Origin of the sequence: Gorillibacterium massiliense (genome assembly GCF_000455485.1) — a bacterium.
In the GTDB taxonomy this organism is placed as follows: domain Bacteria; phylum Bacillota; class Bacilli; order Paenibacillales; family NBRC-103111; genus Gorillibacterium; species Gorillibacterium massiliense.
The window spans coordinates 26411-44838 of the sequence record NZ_CBQR020000144.1 but is presented as its reverse complement, the minus strand read 5'-3'; the positions used below and the strand labels follow the sequence as shown (position 1 = coordinate 44838).

The window sequence follows — 18428 nt, the reverse complement described above, 5'->3', positions numbered from 1 at the left end:
TCATCATGAGAATCCCGGACAGGAGTCCGTTGATTTTCCCCTTGGTGTGGAGCAGGCCGGTACAAACGCCGGCAAGCATACCGCCGATGAAGGCAACAAGCGTCGCCAGCCACGGGTTCCAGCCGTGAGTGATTAAAACGGCGGCGATCCCTGCGCCTGTCGTAAAGCTGCCGTCCACCGTCAAATCGGGAAAATCGAGTATCCGGTAGGTGATATAAACACCCAGAGCCATGAAAGCATACAACAGCCCCAACTCAAGGGCTCCAGGCAAAGAATTTAACATGCTGTTTCCTCCTCAAAAACGTGATCTCCGTGCGATGATCCTCATGCCGCTTGCACGGAGCCAGCGAATGGGGAAAATTGGCATTTCGGCCTTCACATAACCAATAATTGGTGAGGGCTATGAAAGGACAGAAAACGGAATGAACGCATAAGGGTTCATTCCGTATCTTTTTTACTTGTCATTAGGGTTGCAAGTCGTCGTTCGAGCTTACCCGTTTATTGGATAATGTCGTTCGTCGGGTCCTTGACACCTTGCTTCATGGCGTCCGTAACGGTGATCCCTTGGGCTGCGGCTGCCTTCAGGTTAAGAATCAAATCCAGCTTGTCCGGGAAGCTTACCTTCATATCCCCCGGCTTCTTGCCGTTTTTCAAGATGTCGACCGCCATTTGACCGGCTTGGTAGCCGTGGTCGTAATATTTGAAACCGACGGTGGCGAAGGCGCCTTTTTCAACAGTATCCCGGTCGCTAGCGAAAAACGGAATGTGGTTCTTATTGGCTGCGTCGATAATGACGTCGACGCCGCTGACAACGGCGTTGTCCAACGTAACGAAGAGGGCGTCCACTTTACCGGTCAAGGAGTCAACCGCTTGCTTCACTTCGGACGTATTCGTAATCGCCGCTTTGACCAGCTTGATGCCGTGGGCGTCCAAAGCGTTCTTGGCATTATCAGCCATTACGACGGCATTCGGTTCGCCTTCGTTGATGACGAGACCTACACTTTTGACATTCGGGAAGTTAGCGGCGATGAAATCCATCAGTTGCTTGACGGCTTCCGGGTTCGTATCCGAGGCTCCCGTTACGTTGCCGCCCGGTTTATCGAGATTGCTTACCAGCTTGGCGCCTAAAGGATCAGTAACGGCGGCGAACAGAATCGGGGAATTCTTCACTTGTTGAACAAGAGCTTGAGCTGGCGATGTGGCGATTCCCAACACAAGATCGTACTTGTTTGCAGCGAACTTCTGTGCGATGGACAGGTTGTTCGTAGCATCGCCTTGAGCGTTGTTGTAATCCAGTTTCAGGTTCTTGCCTTCTTCGATCCCCGCATCCTTAAGGGCGGCAAGGAAGCCTTCACGAGTCGCATCCAGCGAAGGATGCTCTACGATTTGCGAAATCGCTACGGAGTATGTCTTGTCCGAAGCAGCCGCTGTCCCTGCCGGAGCGCTTGTACCGCTTGGCGCCGTCGACGCGCTGCTGTTCGATGACTTCGAGCCGCAACCGGCTGCAATGATGACTAACATGATGGCCATTAATCCAAGAATAAAGCCTTTTTTCATGAATAAGCCCCTCTTTTCTGTGCCTAAAAGTAATAGCAACGCTTAAAAGTTTTGCCGCTTTTATGCGAGAAAGCGACAATGCAAATATACCGTTAATATTAAATCCCTTCCTGCCAATCGTCAATTAATAATATTTTATTTTCCATCGTAGCACTCATATGGAAATCATCTTCAATCGCAAAGCTCCTTTCCCTGCATTTCACAAAGCTTTTGCTAGCATTACATAGAAACGATTGATATGATCAATAGGTTAGGTTACCGTTAACTTTTATAGGAGGGATCCGCTTGCAATACGGTTATTTCGACGAGGAAAAGAAGGAGTACGTCATCACCAAACCCGATACCCCCGCACCCTGGGCCAACTATCTCGGTTCTCCGGAATACGGAGCGATCATCTCTAACAATGCCGGAGGCTACAGCTTCGTGAAGTCCGGCGCCAACGGAAGATTGATCCGTTACCGTTTCAACAGCACTCCATCCGATCAGCCCGGACGCTACATTTACGTCCACGACAAAGACAGCCGCGATTATTGGTCCGCATCATGGCAGCCGGTCGCCAAGGATTTGGAACGTTACGACTCCACCTGCCGCCATGGCACAGGTTATTCCATCTTGAGCTCCCGTTACGAAGGGATCGAGACCGAGACCCTGTATTATGTACCCCTCAATAAGACCTACGAGGTTTGGCGTCTGAAGGTACGCAACACCGGTTCCACCCCCCGCAATCTGGCCGTATTCGGCTATGTGGAACTGACCAACAGCGGAAATTACGAGCAAGATGGCGTCAATTTACAGTACACCTTGTTCATCACCCGCACTCATTTTAAAAACAATGCGATTCTTCAAGCGATCAACGAGAACCTCGACAATGAATGGCGGTTTTTCGGTGTAGTCGGTGCCGATGTCGCTTCCTATGACGGAGACCGGGATGTTTTCGTCGGCGATTACCGTGGCTACGGCAACCCCGCATCAGTCGTGAACGGGGCCTGCTCCAATTCCCTGAACTACAATGGCAATTCCTGCGGCGCTTTGCAGTGCGATGTAACGCTTCAACCCGGCGAGGAAAAAGAGTTGATCTACATACTCAGCCCGGGTGGCGAGCAAGAAGCCGGAGACATTATGGGCCGTTACGCCGACCTGTCCGCGGTAGAAGCGGAATATGAAGAACTCACCAAATATTGGCACGAAAAATTGAACCGATTCCAAGTCCGTACGCCAAATGACAATCTGAATCAGATGGTCAATGTATGGAACGCCTACCAGTGCTTCATTACCTTCGTCTGGTCGCGGGCGGCTTCCTTCCAATATTGCGGGCTGCGCAACGGCTTGGGTTACCGGGACACGGTGCAAGACATTCAGGGTATCATCCATTTGGATCATGAGCAGGCGCTGGAACGGCTGTGGCTGATGCTGTCCGCTCAGGTTTCCAACGGCGGCGGCTTGCCCCTGGTTAAGTTTAACCATAACCCTGGACATGAAGGCACCCCGGACGATCCAGCATACGTGCAGGAAACCGGTCATCCGTCCTACCGTGCCGATGATGCGCTATGGCTGTTCCCCACGGTCATCAAATATTTGAAGGAAAGCGGAAACTGGGGCTTCGTCGACGAAGTCATTCCCTACTCGGATAAAGGAGAAGCGACGGTATACGAGCATCTACGCCGCGCCATCCAATTCAGCCTCGACCGCATGGGTGCCCACGGATTTCCCGCAGGGCTGCACGCCGACTGGAACGACTGCTTGCGGCTAGGCGCTAAGGGCGAGTCGCTGTTCGTCGCGTTCCAGCTTTACATGGGATTCGTCGTATTCAGCGAAATCGCGGAACACAAGGGACGGACAGAGGATGTCCGTTGGGCGCAGGGACTCTGCGCGGAGCTTGATGCCAATATCCAGAAATACGGCTGGGAAGTTGACCGTTTCGTCCGTGGCTATACGGAAGATAACGATGTCGTCGGCTCCCGCAATAACGAGGAAGCCAGTATCTGGCTTGAGCCGCAAGCCTGGGCGGTGTTGAGCCAAGCTGCTCGTCCCGAGCAGGTCAAACTCGCTCTGGACAGCGTATACGCGCAGCTCAGTACGGAATACGGCGCGATGCTGACCTATCCTCCTTTCCGCAAAGAAAAGCGCTCCTTCGCTTTGATGAATCTATTCAATGGATCGACGAAGGAAAACGGCGGCATCTTCTCCCAGCCCCAAGGTTGGCTGATTCTGGCGGAAACCATGGCAGGCAACGGCAACCGCGCCATGGAATACTTCCTGAATTGCAGCCCCGCCACCATGAACGAAAAAGCGGAAATCCGCAAAATCGAGCCGTACGTGCACGGCCAGTTCGTCGAAAGTATCGACAGCCCGCACTTCGGCCGAGCGCACGTTCACTGGCTGACCGGCACGGCTTCCACTGTCATGGTATCCCTGGCTGAGGGCATCCTCGGCGTGCAGCCGCAATTCGAAGGACTGCGCATCGATCCTTGCATCCCGGCGGAGTGGGACGGCTTCTCCATGTACCGGGAGTTCCGCGGCAAGCACCTTAACATTCAGGTGGAAAACAAGAACGGTGTGGAAAAAGGCGTTGTGAAAATCGTCATCAACGGCGAGGAGATCGCAGGCAACGTCATCCCCGTTTCGAAAATGAAGCAAGAGAACGAAGTGCTGGTTGTGATGGGTTAAGGCCTCATCTGTACAATAAACCCGTAAGCAATCTATACTATAGCCAAGACGAAGAACGTCCTGCCCATTCTCCATGAATGGTTGCGGGACGTTTTTATTTTAAGGGGGATTATGATGATTGGATTCGAGTCCGCACATGAAGCATTTATTCAGTATCATTTGAAGAGAAGATCAGGTGAACGGAGAGGTCGTTTGGAACGTGGTCACCGGGAGCCTGAAAAAACATTTTGCCGCAACGTGTGGTGGCCGGTTAGCGGGAATTTTGATAGCCTGCATCCGGAATATGAAGTCCTCGATTGGCGGGGGCTTTCCTATTTTTGCGATTTTGCTTATATCACGCCGTACGTGAAGCTGATAATCGAGGTTAAGGGCTTCGGGCCACATGTGCAGGACATGGACCGAAACAAATACTGCAACGAGCTGAATCGGGAGACTTTCTTGACGGTTATGGGTTATCAAGTCATCTCGTTTGCTTATGATGATGTCGCCCATCGTCCAGAATTGTGTTCGACCTTGTTGCGTATGGCGCTTACGCGATTTTCCCCGGTAGCCTCACCGGTCCCGAAAAAAAGTGTAGCGGAAAGGGAAATCATACGGCTTGCCTGCATGCTCGCCCGCCCGCTCCGCCCTATCGACGTAGAGTCACATTTAAGCATGAACCATCGCACTGCTGTCCGAACTCTTCATTCCCTATGCGAAAAAAAGTTACTATCTCCTGTTACCGGAGAAGACGGCAAGCGTGTCGTGCGGTATGAGCTTCAGCAGGAAGCCTTTCAACATATATAAAAAAGAAATACCTGCAAATGCGCAGGTATTTCGAGAGAAAAGGACCGATTGAAGAAAATACCTGCGATAGTGCAGCTATTTTCTTCGTCGAGGCATGAACGGGACATACTGGCTTTCAATAACTGCAGTTTTACAGCTATTCCGCCCTTTGAGCGGCTTTCGGCTTTCAATAACTGCAGTTTTACAGCTATTCCACCCTTTGAGCGGCTTTCTACTTTTAATAACTGCAGTTTTACAGGTATTCCCCCTTATGAACGGCTTTCAGCTTTCAATAACTGCAGTTTTGCAGGTATTCCCCCATATGAGCGATTATCGGCTTTCAATAACTACAGTTTTGCAGCTATTCCACCCTTTGAGCGGCTTTCGACTTCAATAACTGCAGTTTTGCAGCTATTCCACCCTTTGAGCGGCTTTCGGCTTTCAATAACTGCAGTTTTACAGCTATTCCGCCCTTTGAGCGGCTTCCGACTTTAATAACTGCAGTTTTACAGCTATTCCGCCCTTTGAGTGGCTTCCGACTTTAAAACCTGCAGCTTACGGTCTGCCAGCCAGACGACCAGGCACCAGATTTACCTGCAACAGCAGTAGCCAAACGACAGCGAAAAACCGCCTTTCCGAAGAGAGGCGGCTGCGAGTCAAACAAAATATCCGATATCTTACCCTTTGCTTGCACCGGAGGTCAAGCCTTCAACCAGCAGGCGCTGCAGAAGCATAAACAGGATCGTGATCGGCACGGCGATCAACACGGTCGCAGTGGCAAACATTGCAAAGTCGCTGTTTTGGCGGGAGTCCAGCAGATCCCACAGACCGACGGCAAGGGTCCACTGTTCTTTCGTCCGCAAAATAAGACGTGCGAAGATATAATCCACCCAAGGACCGACAAACTGCAGCAAAGCGATATAAGTCAGCATCGGTCTTGACAGAGGCAAAATAATCCGGGTGAAAACATGCCAGTTGGATGCCCCATCAATCCGCGCTGCTTCATCCAAACTTCGCGGGATTGTATCGAAGAAACCTTTGGCGACGAAGGTTCCAGCCAAGGGTGCCCCCGCGGAATAAACGAGAATCAGGGCAATGTGGGTATCCAGCATGTTCAGTTCCTTCAGCAGCAGGAAGATGGCGATCATGCTCATGAAGCCCGGAAACATCCCCAGGATGAGTAATGTTGAGAGCGCCTGCTTCCGCCAACGGAAACGAAATCTGGAAAGAGCATAACTTGTCAGGAGGATCAGCGAAGTACCCAATAGCATGGTGAAAAAAGCAATTTTAAACGTGTTCATGTACCAATGGGCAAAGAGGAACGTATCGGAATGAAACAGTTCCTTATAATGCACCAAGGTGAACTTTTTCGGAATAAAGCTTTTACTATAAAGGGATCTTCCGGGGCGGAAGGTGCCGAAAACCACCCACAGGGCAGGGTACAGGCAGCAGATCGAAATGATCACCAAAGTGATATAACTAAGGGTTAAACGGAGAATACCTTTCTTTTTGCGCTGTCTCATTGGATCATATCCTCCTCTTTGTAGGAACGACTGCGGCGGTAGTTCCAGATGCTGAACGACGCTACAATCAGGAAGATGATAATGCCTATAGCGGATGCCATATTGTATTTATTTTGACTCAAGGTCAGCTTATACAGCCAGGTAACCAAAAGATCGGTTGCGCCGGCATATTGATATTTCCCCACGGGAGGAGATCCGCCGGTCAGCAGGAAGATAGCGTTAAAGTTATTGATATTGCCGGCAAACTGGGCAATCAGGATGGGAGTGGTACTGAACATGACCATGGGCAGGGTGATAATACGGAATTTTTGAAAAGCACTGGCTCCATCCACCTCAGCCGCTTCGTACATATCCCTTGGAATCGAAGTCAAAATCCCCATAATAAGCAGCATGGAAACCGGTATCCCGACCCACATGTTAACGATAATGACCGTCACTTTCGCCCAGAAGGGATCGGATAACCAAGGCAGGCCGCCAAAACCGAAGTAACGCAGGTATTGGTTGATCGGTCCGAACTGGCCGTTGAACAGGTTTTTCATGATCAATAGCGAGACAAGCTGCGGGATGGCATAAGGAAGAATCAAGATCGTCCTCCAAAAGCCTTTAAAGCGAATGCCCTGCTGTTGAATGAGAAGGGCGACCAAAAAACCGCCGAAGAACGTTGTTACCGTGGAAAGGACTGCCCAAATAATGGTCCACGTAAGTACGCCATAGAAAGTATGACTCCATGTTTTCAGAGCGAGCAATTGGCGAAAGCTATCGAAGCCGACCCAATCCACCAGTTTGGCGGGGGGCGTATGATCCGGCGACGAATAGTTGGTGAACGCGATCAAGACCATGAAGATGATGGGCATAATGGTAAAGAACAGAATGCCTAATCCAGGAATAGCCAGAAAGGACTGGGCGAATTTATGTTCTGAAAAGAAACGGACGGATTGGGCAAAATTTCTCGGCTTTACCCCTTCGTCTCTTAATTTTCCGACGTTAAAGGCGTCTTTCACAGTCAGCACATAAGCGAAAATAACGACGGCAAGCGCAATGAGCGCAATGAGACTCTGCACCAGCAAAAAGATCGAGTGGTCACCCGCAACCAATCTGGAGACGCCCTTGACCTTTTCAAAATGGCTGCCTTTCTCACCCAGTGTTGTGATTGCCCATATAACATGCTTGATGTTAGGGATGAAATAACTGAGAGCCGCCGCCTCTATCGCCGCAAGCAGTACGCCCTTCACAAATTGACGGTTATATAGCTGTCCTAGCCCCATGAATATGACCGATAGAATCGTAGCGTTTTTCCGATGCTGTCCCATGTTCCTCCTGTCCCCCTTAAAACAAATCAAGGAATCACCCGCCGCGGGAAGCGGCGGGCAATTCGTTACCACCATTTGAATGGAACTTTACTTCTTGCCGCCGCCATTGTTCAAATCTTGAATTTGCTTAATGGCATTTTCCATAACGGTCTTGGCATCGGAGCCTTTATCCCAAATTTCCGGGAAAGCTGCGTTGGCTGGAGCCCAAACGTTGCTTATTTCAGGAATAGTCGGCATAGGTTGAGAATTTTTAGCTTGTTCAGCGAAGACCGAGATGATCGGATCACTCTTGACTTGCGGATCTTCCAGCGCTGCCAGATTCGTCGGGATCGCGCCAACTTTCTCGTTCAGCAGAAGCTGGGCTTCTTTTGAGGAGGAGAAATGTGCGAATAGCTGGGCGGCGTTTGGATATTTGGAATAAGCATTAACATACCAAGATTTGATGCCCGAAAAGGAAATGGCAGTTTTACCGGCAACAGTCGGGATAGTAGCCACACCCAACTTATCCCCAAGGGCTTTTTTGTAACCGGCCAGTTCCCACGGACCATTCATATCGATAGCGACATCGCCGGAAGTAAACAGACCGCGTTTGATATCGGGAGTAATGTCCGCGCTTTTAACGGGAAGAACTTCTTTCACGCTGCTGAAAACCTTCAACCCTTCAAGAGCGCCATCACTGGCAAGCCCCATGTCTTTCGGGTCTGTACCGTCTTTACCAAAGAGGTATCCGCCGGTGGAGGCAATAAACGGATAGTTGAAGTAAAAATTGCCGACTTCCCACATGATGCCGTATTTGTTCTTGCTCTTGTTTGTAAAGGTTTTAGCGAAGGCGATGACGTCATCCCAAGTTTTCAATGGAGCATCTTTGACCAGATCCTTGTTGTAGTACAATACATAGGTTTCCGCTGCCCGGGGATAACCAAGCAATTGCCCGTTATAGGAGGAACCGATGACAGATGCTTCGGTATTGTCCGCTCTGGTCGCATCGGCAAACACTTCGTTCGGCAGGATGAGATTAGCAAGCGCCAATTGCGGCATATTATCATGAGGAATAACGATAACATCGGCACCCAAACCGGATGGTCCGTCTTGAATCAATTTTTGCGCCTGGTTTGGAGGAGGAACTTCTTCAACCTTTACCGGCACATTGAACTTCTCCGTAAACCGCTTAGCCATTTCAGTGGTGAACGCCATTTCGTCCTTGCTTTCCCAAATGACCAGGCTTGCACCTGCTTCAGGTTGAATGCCCGTGTCCGGTGCAGTGGTTGCCGGAGCAGCGGTGCCTTCAGCAGCTTTCGTCGGTGCCGTTGTAGGCGCTTTCGATTCGGTTGCGTCATTTTTGCTTCCGCTTCCGCCGCAAGCGGCAAGAGACAGAGCCATTGTCAGTACAGTCAATCCTGCGACAGCTTTTGTTGCCTTCATAATGGATAAACCCCTCCTCATGATATAGACCTTTAAGCCTTCTTTGGCGCCATTCCACCAGCGCAAACGTTTGCGTTTTTAGCAATACCCCACCACCTAATTCGGTGGAATATGCTTCTCCCATTATCGTTTCACTGGTTGGAAAGCGCTTTATTGCTGCCATAATCATACACCATGCCGACAATATGGAAAAACGTTTGCACAAACTAAATTGCCGAACATTCATCTTTATATCTCTCATTTCCTTAAGATTCCATTGATTTTCGCAGTATTTCTTATAATTGGATATATTTCCACTACTAATAAAACAGTGCTTATCCTCCGAAATTTGCATAAATAAATTGCCATAGGTGTTGCACAGCTCCATTCGCCTTGCTATAATTTCCTCAAGATTCCACCCGTAAGAGCGCGGGACCGGATTCCTTTCGTTCTGTGAAATCCTTAAGGCACTGTTATCAGGAAGATACATCCTCGAGTCGTTTTTTTCGGGTGTATCTTCTTTTTTTAAAGCTCACACTATTTACTGGGAGGTAATCACATGTTGCTCGAAGCTGTTTATCATCGTCCGAAACAAACCTGGTCTTTTGCCTACGATCCCGAAACCATCCATCTTCGCCTGCGGGCAAAGAAGGACGATTTAACGGAGGTCTTTGCCCTCGTCGGCGACAAGTACGCCTGGGAGGCGACAAGTGAACTTGTGCCGATGAAGATATTCACATCCGACGGGATGTTCGATTATTGGGAATGCGCCGTCCGCCCGCCTTACCGCCGGTTGACCTACGGCTTTCTCTTGCGCAAAGACTCCGAAGAGATATGGATGACGGAGGACGATTTCCTGGCAACCCGTCCGGAAAATCAAAAGCGTCTGTTCGAGTTTCCGTTTCTCAACGCTGTCGATATCTTTTCTCCGCCGGAATGGGCAAAGGATGCGATTTTCTATCAAATCTTTCCGGAGCGGTTTGCCAATGGCGATACAAGCAATGACCCGGAAGGAACTGAGCCTTGGGGCGGCAAGCCGGAGCGGGGGAATTTTTTCGGTGGCGACTTGCAGGGCGTGATCGATCATTTGGACCACATTGCCGGACTGGGCGTAAACGCCATTTACTTCACGCCGATTTTCCAAGCCACAACCAATCATAAATACGATACCGAAGATTACATGCAGGTCGATCCCCAGTTCGGCGACGCGGAAACCGTCAAAAAGCTGGTAGCCGCCTGCCACAGCCGGGGTATCCGCGTGGTGCTGGACGCCGTCTTCAACCATTCCGGCCGCACCTTCGGCCCCTTCGTCGACGTACTCAAAAACGGCGCCGCTTCCCGCTACAAGGACTGGTTCCATGTACGTAAATTCCCCATCGCCGTCGACGGCGACTACGCCGGTTACGATACCTTCGCCTTTGAACCGATGATGCCGAAGCTGAATACGGAAAACCCGGAAGTGAAAGATTATCTGCTAAACGTTGCGCGGTACTGGATCGAGGAAATCGGCATCGACGGCTGGCGGCTGGACGTAGCCAATGAAGTCGACCACTCGTTCTGGAGGGATTTCCGCAAAACCGTCAAAGCCGCCAACCCCGAAGCCTACATTCTTGGGGAAATCTGGCATGAATCTTCGCCGTGGCTTGCCGGCGATCAATTTGACGCTGTAATGAACTATCCTTTTACCGAAGCGGTCCTCGACTTTTTCGTGCGAGAAAGAACCGATGCGGAACAGTTTGCGAATGCCATCGGCAAGCAGCTTTCTCGCTATCCGCTGCAAGCAAGTGAAGTCACCTTCAATCTTCTGGACAGCCACGATACGCCGCGGCTGCTCACCCACTGCAATGGGGATAAGAAAAAAATGAAGCTGACGGCCATCGTCCAATTCACGTTTATGGGCGCACCCTGCATCTATTATGGAGACGAAGTCGGCATGGAAGGCGGCGACGATCCCGATTGCCGCAAATGTATGGAATGGAATCCGGCCAAGCAAGACAAGGACTTGCATGCGTTCTACCGCAAGCTCATCAGCGTGCGCAAAGCGAATCCCGAACTGAGGCGCGGGGCCATCACCTTTTTGGAGGCCGAGCCGGGCGAAGCAAGACTCGCATACGAACGGAACCATGAGGGTGACAAGACCGTTGTGCTGCTGAACAGCAGTATGATCGAACAAAATTTTCGGCTTCCTGTCACCGAGTCCCATTGGCTTGATCTTTGGACAGGAAAATCCGTTTCAGCCGCTGGCGGAAATCTCGAAATCAACTTGCCTCCGCTTGGTTTTGCCCTTCTGAAAACGAGCATCAAGGGGAAATAACCCCATTATTTTACAAAAATCCACCTTTACATCATAAGCAAATCTATTTACAATCTCGGATTGTTGGATTAAGATACCTGTAGAGCAAACGTTTTCACTAGGAGGTCCTCATGTCCGTAACGATCAAGGATGTGGCCAAGATAGCGGGGGTCTCTCCTTCCACCGTCTCCCGGGTTATATCCAACCATCCGAGAATCAGTAAAGAGACTTCCAAAAAAATCAGGGCCATTATGGAAGAAATGGGCTATCATCCGAATTTGATGGCCAAAAGCCTTGTTTCGAAAACCACCAACAGCATCTGCATCATTTTGCCGAAATCGGCTGAAGAGTTGTTTTCCAACCTGTTTTTTATGGAGTTGATTCGGGGGATTGTCACTCAGGCCAACCGTGCCTGCTTCGACGTGATGATTACATCCGGAGGCAATGAGAAAGAAGAAGTGAGCGCCGTATCCCGCCTTTTCAACGGGCGTCGCGTAGATGGCGCCATTCTGCTGTATTCGCGCAAGGATGATCCAGTCATCGATTTTTTGCAGGAAAATGGCCATCCCTTCGTGTTGGTAGGCAGAAGCGAGAAGTACCCCGATCTGCTGTCAGTGGATACGGACAACGTGAAAGCCGCCTATGACGCTACCCGCCACCTGATTTCCATGGGCCATGAACGAATCGGCTTCGTCAACGGTCCGCAAAACCTCATCCTCTCTCAGGACCGGCTTTCCGGTTACCAAAAAGCGATGCAGGATGCGAATCTGGAGATGCGGTCGGAATGGATCGTGGAAGGCGATTTCCTTCAGGAAAGCGGATACCGAGCCATGTCTTTCTTCATGAACCTGCCTAACCGGCCGACGGCGTTGGTCGTCGTCGACGATATCGTCGCATTTGGCGTCCTACGGGGCTTGCGCGAATCGAACTTCAAGGTTCCCGAGGATATCTGTATGGTCAGTTTCAACAACATTCCGTTGTCCGAGCTTTCCGATCCTCCCTTAAGCAGCGTCGATATCGGCATTTACCACTTGGGCTATACCGCATCGCAAATCTTGATCCAGTCGATTCAAACCGGCGAAGCAATGCATCAAAACCGGTACATCATTCCGCATCACCTGCGCGTACGCGAATCGTCCATGTACGCCATGCCTAAGAAGTAACCTCTGGCGGGACAAAGAAAGAAGCACATCTGCTTCTTTTCTTTTTTCGTAGTTGTTCAAACGTTTGCGCTACTTCATGTCAGGAAAGAGAGGGACTATATGCAGCAAAAGATACGCGCCTGTCTGTTTGATTTGGACGGCGTCCTGGTGGACACCGCGCGATACCATTATTTAGCCTGGAGCCGTCTGGCTCAGGAACTGGGCTTCACCTTTACGGAAAAGGACAATGAAAGACTGAAGGGCGTAAGCCGGGACGCCTCTTTGGAGATTTTGCTGGAAATCGGTGGTTTGACGCTGCCGCAGGAGGAAAAACTACGGTTAGCGGAGCGTAAAAATACATGGTACGTGGAATCCATCCTCAAAATGAACAGCCAGGAAATTCTGCCGGGAGCTCTTGAATTTTTGACGGAATGCCGCTTGGCAGGGATTAAAACCGCCTTGGGTTCGGCCAGCAAAAATGCCATGACTATCTTGAATGGCACCGGTCTCGCCCCTTATTTCGATGCGATCATCGACGGAACGAAAACAAGCCGCGCTAAGCCCGATCCCGAAGTGTTCCTCTTGGCGGCGGAAAATCTCAACGTACTTCCCGAAGATTGCGTCGTGTTCGAGGATGCGGAAGCCGGCATCGAAGCCGCTGTCAGAGCGGGTATGGCTAGTGTCGGCATCGGTTCACCGGACATTTTGAAGCAGGCTAACCGGGTTATTCCCTCACTTGCGGAAATGAGCATTAGCCGTCTGAGCGAGCTGTAAGCGGGCGGTTGAATCATCACTTTATAAATTGCAGGTTCATAATCCATAAGCAAAAGGAGCTAGTTCAAGTGAAACAATACCTGAAGGTGGATGAGTGGTCCATTATCGAAGAAGAGTTCAATCCTCTGAACCATGAGATATCCGAAAGTGTGTTCAGCATTGGCAACGGCTACATGGGCCAGCGGGCAAACTTCGAGGAAGCTTATAGCGGCGCCACTTTGCAGGGCAGCTACATGGCGGGTGTCTATTATCCCGACAAAACTCGAGTAGGCTGGTGGAAAAACGGCTACCCCGAGTACTTCGCCAAGGTGCTGAACAGCACCAATTGGATCGGCATCAGCGTCGAGATCGACGGAGAGCCGCTGGATCTGGCGACGGCTGCCGTAAAAGAGTTCCGCCGCGAATTGAACATGAAGGAAGACTATTTATCCCGCAGCTTTACGGCGGAGCTCGCCAGCGGCAAGCAGGTGCGGGTGGAAGCTGTTCGCTTCGTAAGCATAGCCCGTCGGGAGATCGGAGCCATCCGCTACTCGGTGACGCCGGTGAATTTTACCGGAACACTTACCTTGACCCCTTATCTGGATGGGGACATCAAAAACAAGGACTCCAACTACGACGAGAAATTTTGGCTGGAAGTCGATAAAACCGCAGCCGCCGATATTTCCTTTTTGACTGTGAAAACAAAGAAACTGGACTTTCATGTTACCTCGGCCATGTCCTATGACGTTTATGTTGACGGACAAAAAGCTGTCCCGGAAAACCTTCAGTTGATCGAAAAAGAGAAATACGTGGCGAACGCCTTCTGCGTACCGGCTGAAACCGGCAAAACCGTCACGCTTACCAAGTACGCGGCCAACGTGACTTCTCGGGATTACGGGTTGGGCCAACTGGCGGACGCTGCGGCTGAAGCACTCAAGGCGGCGCGTGAAGCCGGATTCGCGGCACTGCTGCAAGAACAGGCAGAAGCCTGGGCGGTCAAATGGAAAGAAAGCGACATCGTCATCGAGGGAGATCCGGCTGCGCAGCAGGCGATCCGCTTCAATATTTTTCAAATGAATCAAACCTATACCGGCGAAGACGACCGTCTGAACATCGGACCGAAAGGCTTCACCGGCGAAAAATACGGCGGCAGCACCTACTGGGATACCGAAGCTTACTGCCTGCCCTTCTACTTGAGCACAGCCGACTCGTCCATCGCCCGCAATTTGCTCATCTACCGCTACAAACACCTGGATAAAGCGAAGGAAAATGCCGCCAAGCTGGGCTTTTCCAAGGGTGCTCTCTATCCCATGGTCACCATGAACGGGGAAGAATGCCACAACGAATGGGAAATCACCTTCGAAGAGCTGCACCGTAACGGCGCCATCGCTTACGCCATCTATAATTATGTGAATTATACCGGCGACCAGGATTATCTGGCTCAATACGGGCTGGAAGTGCTGGCGGAAATCTCCCGCTTCTGGGAGGAGCGCGTACATTATGTAGCCGCCAAGGACAAATATGTCATGCTGGGCGTCACCGGACCAAACGAGTACGAAAACAACGTCAACAACAACTGGTACACTAACCGGATCGCCGCCTGGACAATGGAATATACGCTGGAAGTGTTGGATGATCTGAAGTCCGGTAATCCATCCCGTTACGCCGAGCTTGTTGATAAGCTGGAGTTGGCATCGGAGGAAACGGCAAAATGGGCGGATATTGTCGCGAAAATGTACTATCCGGTGGACGAAGAACGGGGAGTTTTCCTCCAACAGGACGGTTACCTCGATAAAGAGCTGATCCCGGTAAAAGAGCTGGACCCCCGGCATCTGCCGCTGAACCAGAAATGGTCCTGGGACCGGATTCTCCGTTCCTGCTACATCAAACAAGCCGACGTGTTGCAAGGGCTGTTTTTCCTAGGGGATCGGTACGATCTGGACACGAAAAAGCGCAACTTCGACTTCTATGAGCCGCTGACAGTTCACGAGTCGTCCCTTTCCCCTTGCGTCCACTCCATTCTCGCTTGCGAGCTGGGCTATCAAGAAAAGGCATATGAAATGTACCTGCGCACCTCGCGATTGGATTTGGACAATTACAACAACGACACCGAAGACGGCTGCCATATTACCAGCATGGCCGGGACCTGGATGTCCGTGGTCTATGGCTTCGGCGGTCTCCGCGTACGGGACGGTGCGCTAGAGCTGAATCCTTTCGTTCCGGCGCAGTGGACCACCTTCTCGTTCAAGGTGATGTTCCGTGGAGCGCGTTTGAAGGTAACGGTACAGGACAAGGAAATCAAAGTCGTCAATGAAACGGAGACACCCGTAAAGGTACGGATTCACGGGCAAGAAATGAACTTGGATGGCAGCGCTCAAGCATTGGCACCAAGCGGTGCCGCGCAGGGCTAAGTCACTAATTCTTGTGGAATTGGGAAACTTGTAAAAGCCTCGGAATGTCTGCAAAACCCATACCCGAGAAGCACCTGTAACCCAAGAAGCCTGTAAACCGAAGAACATCCCCTCGGGATACCTGCAAAACACTAAAACCCGGATTACCTGCAAAAGTGCAGGCTTTTCCGGGTTTTTCACGCCAATCGGTAGAATTACCTGCAAAAATGCAGGTGTTTGATCCCATATTTTGTTTTTCACTAATTATCGGGAAAAATACCTGCACTTTTGCCGGCTTCATCTGCTGAGCCGGTGAACGGCATAAAATACCTGCACTTTTGCAGGTATTTTGTTCGTTGCGTGCCATCAGCCATCTACCCGCAGCAAAAAGAAGCATCCCAGAATTCGCTAGCTGCGAGGCAGCCGCGCTTCCGGGATGCTTTTACCGTTATAGTTCGATTTGCTTCAGAACGTTTCCGTCGAAATCTTTAATCTGGAATACCGTACCCTCCAATATCCCATAAGAAGGCGGAAAATTTTCCTTGGGCAGGGAGACGGAGCCGGGGTTAAGCAGTGTAATGCCGTCCCGCTTTTCCGCAACCGGCACATGGGTGTGCCCCTGAATAAACACATCTCCCTCTGACAATCCAGGGAGATTGTCCATGTGATGATGATGTCCATGGGTGGCATAAATCCGCCGGCCTTCATAGAACAAGATGGCGGTATCCGACAGAACCGGAAACTCAATCAGCATCTGATCCACTTCGGCGTCGCAGTTTCCCCGTACGGAAATGATTTTCCGCTTATAGGCATTGAGCCGGGCAGCTACTTCCTTTGGGTTGTATTCCTCCGGCAAAGGATTCCGCGGTCCGTGATAGAGCAGATCGCCTAAAATGACGATTTGATCCGCATTCTCCCGTTCGAAGGCAGCGAGCCCTTGATTCAAACCGCGCAGCGATCCGTGAATGTCGGACATAAAGAACAGTTTCATCCCGCGCTCCTCCATTCGCCTACTTCAAATAAAAGCGAGCGGTTTCTTCCCAAATCTCGCCGGCTTCCAGACCGAACAAGCCGATTTGATCGGCAGGCAGATCCACGCTGGGAGCGTTGACCAGATTAATCTGAGGTTCCGGGCAGAAAAATTTGCCGCATGCGCCGTTGTTCCAAATCATCCACTGTTTGTAGGATGTGCCCACATCGTAGACGAAGGTGCGACCCAGCTTCTTGTCGGTCAGTTCCATCCGGTTGCGGCCGTTTTGCGGAACGGCGGTATAGTGGTTGTCCATAGCGGCAAAGTACGGATTCACGCCACCGTCGCGCAAGGCAGCTTCATCCGGCGTTAGCTCTTGGAATTTGCCTGTCGGCAGCATCCGGCCGTCCAGCTCCCAGCGCTCACCGATGGTCAGCTTGATCTGGCAGTCTTCTGCGGAGCTTCCAGGCGCAAAAGGCGCATTGATCGCCGTATGGAAGGCAAGCAGACAAGGCAGCTTGGCTTGGCCGTTGTTTTTCACGAACAGATGCTGCTCTAAGCCGTCAGATGACAGCGTATAGCGGAGTTTTACTGTGAATAGGAACGGCATGTATGTATAGATCTCATGCTGTTCAGTCACCGTTACGGATACGGTCACAAAGCTGCTGCCTGCCCCTGTGCCGAACTCTTCTACTGTCCAAGGGGTGGTGTGCAGGAAGCCGTGCAGGTGGTTGCCGGTATTCACTTCATTGACCGGGAACTGATACACTTTGCCTTCCCAAGGAAACTTGCCGTCAACATAGCGGTTTGGCGGGAACAGCACCGGGATTCCGTGAACCCCCGGATTTGCCTTGAATGCTTCCATTTCGTCTTCGCCCGGCTCCCGCAGGAAGGGGTATCCGTTTTCCGTATCGCGGAAGGCGATAAGGTTGCCGCCGATTTCCGGCAAGAGGGCTGCTTCGTATTTTCCGGCCTTCAGCCAGACGGCTTTTTCTCCGTGAAACGTTCCCAGAAAAGCTTGCTCTTTATTCATCTTCAATCTCCTTATCAGTTGATCTCGCTCGCGTGCGCTTCCAGCCGATCTCCTGCCAAAAACGAACGCCCATACTGTTAATAGTGCCATCGGTACCGGCTTTTGTCCACATTCTCTTTGTGATCGTTGTATGTTATCCCCCGGCCAACTGCTGATTAGTCAGCAAGGAATTTGCAGAAAAAAACCGAATAGAATGGATGACAGGACAAACGTACGATCAACGAAGCGGGGATGGAAGCGCATGGGCATAGATCGGTTCAACCCGGATACCGTATTGCTGAAAAGACAAGCAACGCTTTACAACTTGCGTGAGCAAGTCGTCGGCGATTTGATCATTCTGAGTCAAAGAACCGTTTTCCAGCCAAAAAAGTACCAGTCCGCATCCACCAATATCGAAATCCTTCACGAGGATATCGCGCAAATCACGCCGTATTCGAGCTTCTTCCTTATTCCCGACGGACTCAAAATCACCTTGCAATCGACGCAGGAATTCCGTCTTAAGTTGTACGACAGAAAAACCGTGATCGACATGTACAGAACACTAGGGAAGGGCCATCTCATCCCGCCGCATGAAAAGTAAAAACAGCTCCAGCCATCGCGGCGGAGCTGTTTCTTTTTTTTGCT

Annotated in this window: 15 protein-coding genes; 7 read left to right on the top strand and 8 right to left on the bottom strand. The window is 50.9% G+C overall.

From position 1 onward, the window contains the following. Positions 1–283, bottom strand: a 283-nt coding sequence (locus TJ79_RS19200; RefSeq protein ID WP_040951960.1) for an ABC transporter permease subunit, incomplete at its 3' end; no start/stop codon positions are given. A gap of 215 nt (positions 284–498) precedes the next feature. Then, the gene (locus tag TJ79_RS19195) at positions 499–1557 is read right to left on the bottom strand and encodes an ABC transporter substrate-binding protein (RefSeq protein WP_040951959.1); all 1059 of its coding nucleotides are present in this window, start codon (positions 1555–1557) and stop codon (positions 499–501) included. A gap of 285 nt (positions 1558–1842) precedes the next feature. Between TJ79_RS19195 and TJ79_RS19190 the strand changes: the two genes are divergently transcribed. Continuing rightward, on the top strand, positions 1843–4224 hold the full coding sequence (locus TJ79_RS19190; RefSeq protein WP_040951958.1) for a glycoside hydrolase family 94 protein: 2382 nt from the start codon (positions 1843–1845) through the stop codon (positions 4222–4224). A 117-nt stretch (positions 4225–4341) separates the two neighbouring features. After that, positions 4342–5010, top strand: coding sequence for a DUF559 domain-containing protein (locus TJ79_RS19185; protein ID WP_040951968.1), 669 nt, complete (start codon positions 4342–4344; stop codon positions 5008–5010). Positions 5011–5666: 656 nt separating this feature from the next. On the opposite strand, the gene TJ79_RS19180 is transcribed toward TJ79_RS19185, so the two are convergent. The 3 genes from TJ79_RS19180 to TJ79_RS19170 form a co-directional block, all read right to left on the bottom strand. Further along, on the bottom strand, positions 5667–6512 hold the full coding sequence (locus tag TJ79_RS19180) for a sugar ABC transporter permease (RefSeq protein ID WP_040951957.1): 846 nt from the start codon (positions 6510–6512) through the stop codon (positions 5667–5669). Then, positions 6509–7822: a carbohydrate ABC transporter permease gene (locus tag TJ79_RS19175; RefSeq protein WP_040951956.1), complete on the bottom strand. Its 1314-nt coding sequence runs from the start codon at positions 7820–7822 to the stop codon at positions 6509–6511. Before TJ79_RS19175 ends, TJ79_RS19180 begins: the two co-directional genes overlap by 4 nt. A gap of 87 nt (positions 7823–7909) precedes the next feature. Continuing rightward, positions 7910–9244 carry a sugar ABC transporter substrate-binding protein gene (locus TJ79_RS19170; protein ID WP_040951955.1) on the bottom strand — a complete coding sequence of 445 codons (1335 nt, stop codon included), beginning with the start codon at positions 9242–9244 and terminating at the stop codon, positions 7910–7912. Positions 9245–9782: 538 nt separating this feature from the next. On the opposite strand from TJ79_RS19170, the gene TJ79_RS19165 reads away from it, so the two are divergent. From TJ79_RS19165 to TJ79_RS19150, 4 genes are all read left to right on the top strand, one after another. Next, complete coding sequence (locus TJ79_RS19165; protein ID WP_040951954.1) at positions 9783–11537, top strand: alpha-glycosidase; 1755 nt, start codon at positions 9783–9785, stop codon at positions 11535–11537. 110 nt (positions 11538–11647) lie between these two features. Continuing rightward, on the top strand, positions 11648–12679 hold the full coding sequence (locus tag TJ79_RS19160) for a LacI family DNA-binding transcriptional regulator (protein ID WP_040951953.1): 1032 nt from the start codon (positions 11648–11650) through the stop codon (positions 12677–12679). Positions 12680–12778: 99 nt separating this feature from the next. Then, positions 12779–13432, top strand: coding sequence for a beta-phosphoglucomutase (gene pgmB, locus TJ79_RS19155; RefSeq protein WP_040951952.1), 654 nt, complete (start codon positions 12779–12781; stop codon positions 13430–13432). A gap of 68 nt (positions 13433–13500) precedes the next feature. After that, positions 13501–15822, top strand: coding sequence for a glycoside hydrolase family 65 protein (locus TJ79_RS19150; protein ID WP_040951951.1), 2322 nt, complete (start codon positions 13501–13503; stop codon positions 15820–15822). Between the two features lie 4 nt (positions 15823–15826). Here the strand turns inward: TJ79_RS19150 and TJ79_RS19145 are convergent, their stop codons facing one another. The 3 genes from TJ79_RS19145 to TJ79_RS19135 all read right to left on the bottom strand — a co-directional run bounded on the left by TJ79_RS19145 (position 15827) and on the right by TJ79_RS19135 (position 17804). Next, positions 15827–16168, bottom strand: a complete 342-nt coding sequence (locus tag TJ79_RS19145) for a hypothetical protein (protein ID WP_155987958.1) — start codon at positions 16166–16168, stop codon at positions 15827–15829. An 81-nt stretch (positions 16169–16249) separates the two neighbouring features. Beyond that, positions 16250–16792, bottom strand: a complete 543-nt coding sequence (gene yfcE / locus TJ79_RS19140; RefSeq protein ID WP_040951949.1) for a phosphodiesterase — start codon at positions 16790–16792, stop codon at positions 16250–16252. 19 nt (positions 16793–16811) lie between these two features. Beyond that, complete coding sequence (locus tag TJ79_RS19135; RefSeq protein WP_040951948.1) at positions 16812–17804, bottom strand: aldose 1-epimerase; 993 nt, start codon at positions 17802–17804, stop codon at positions 16812–16814. Positions 17805–18045: 241 nt separating this feature from the next. Between TJ79_RS19135 and TJ79_RS19130 the strand changes: the two genes are divergently transcribed. Next, complete coding sequence (locus TJ79_RS19130) at positions 18046–18384, top strand: hypothetical protein (protein ID WP_040951947.1); 339 nt, start codon at positions 18046–18048, stop codon at positions 18382–18384. The last annotated feature ends 44 nt before the right edge of the window (positions 18385–18428 follow it).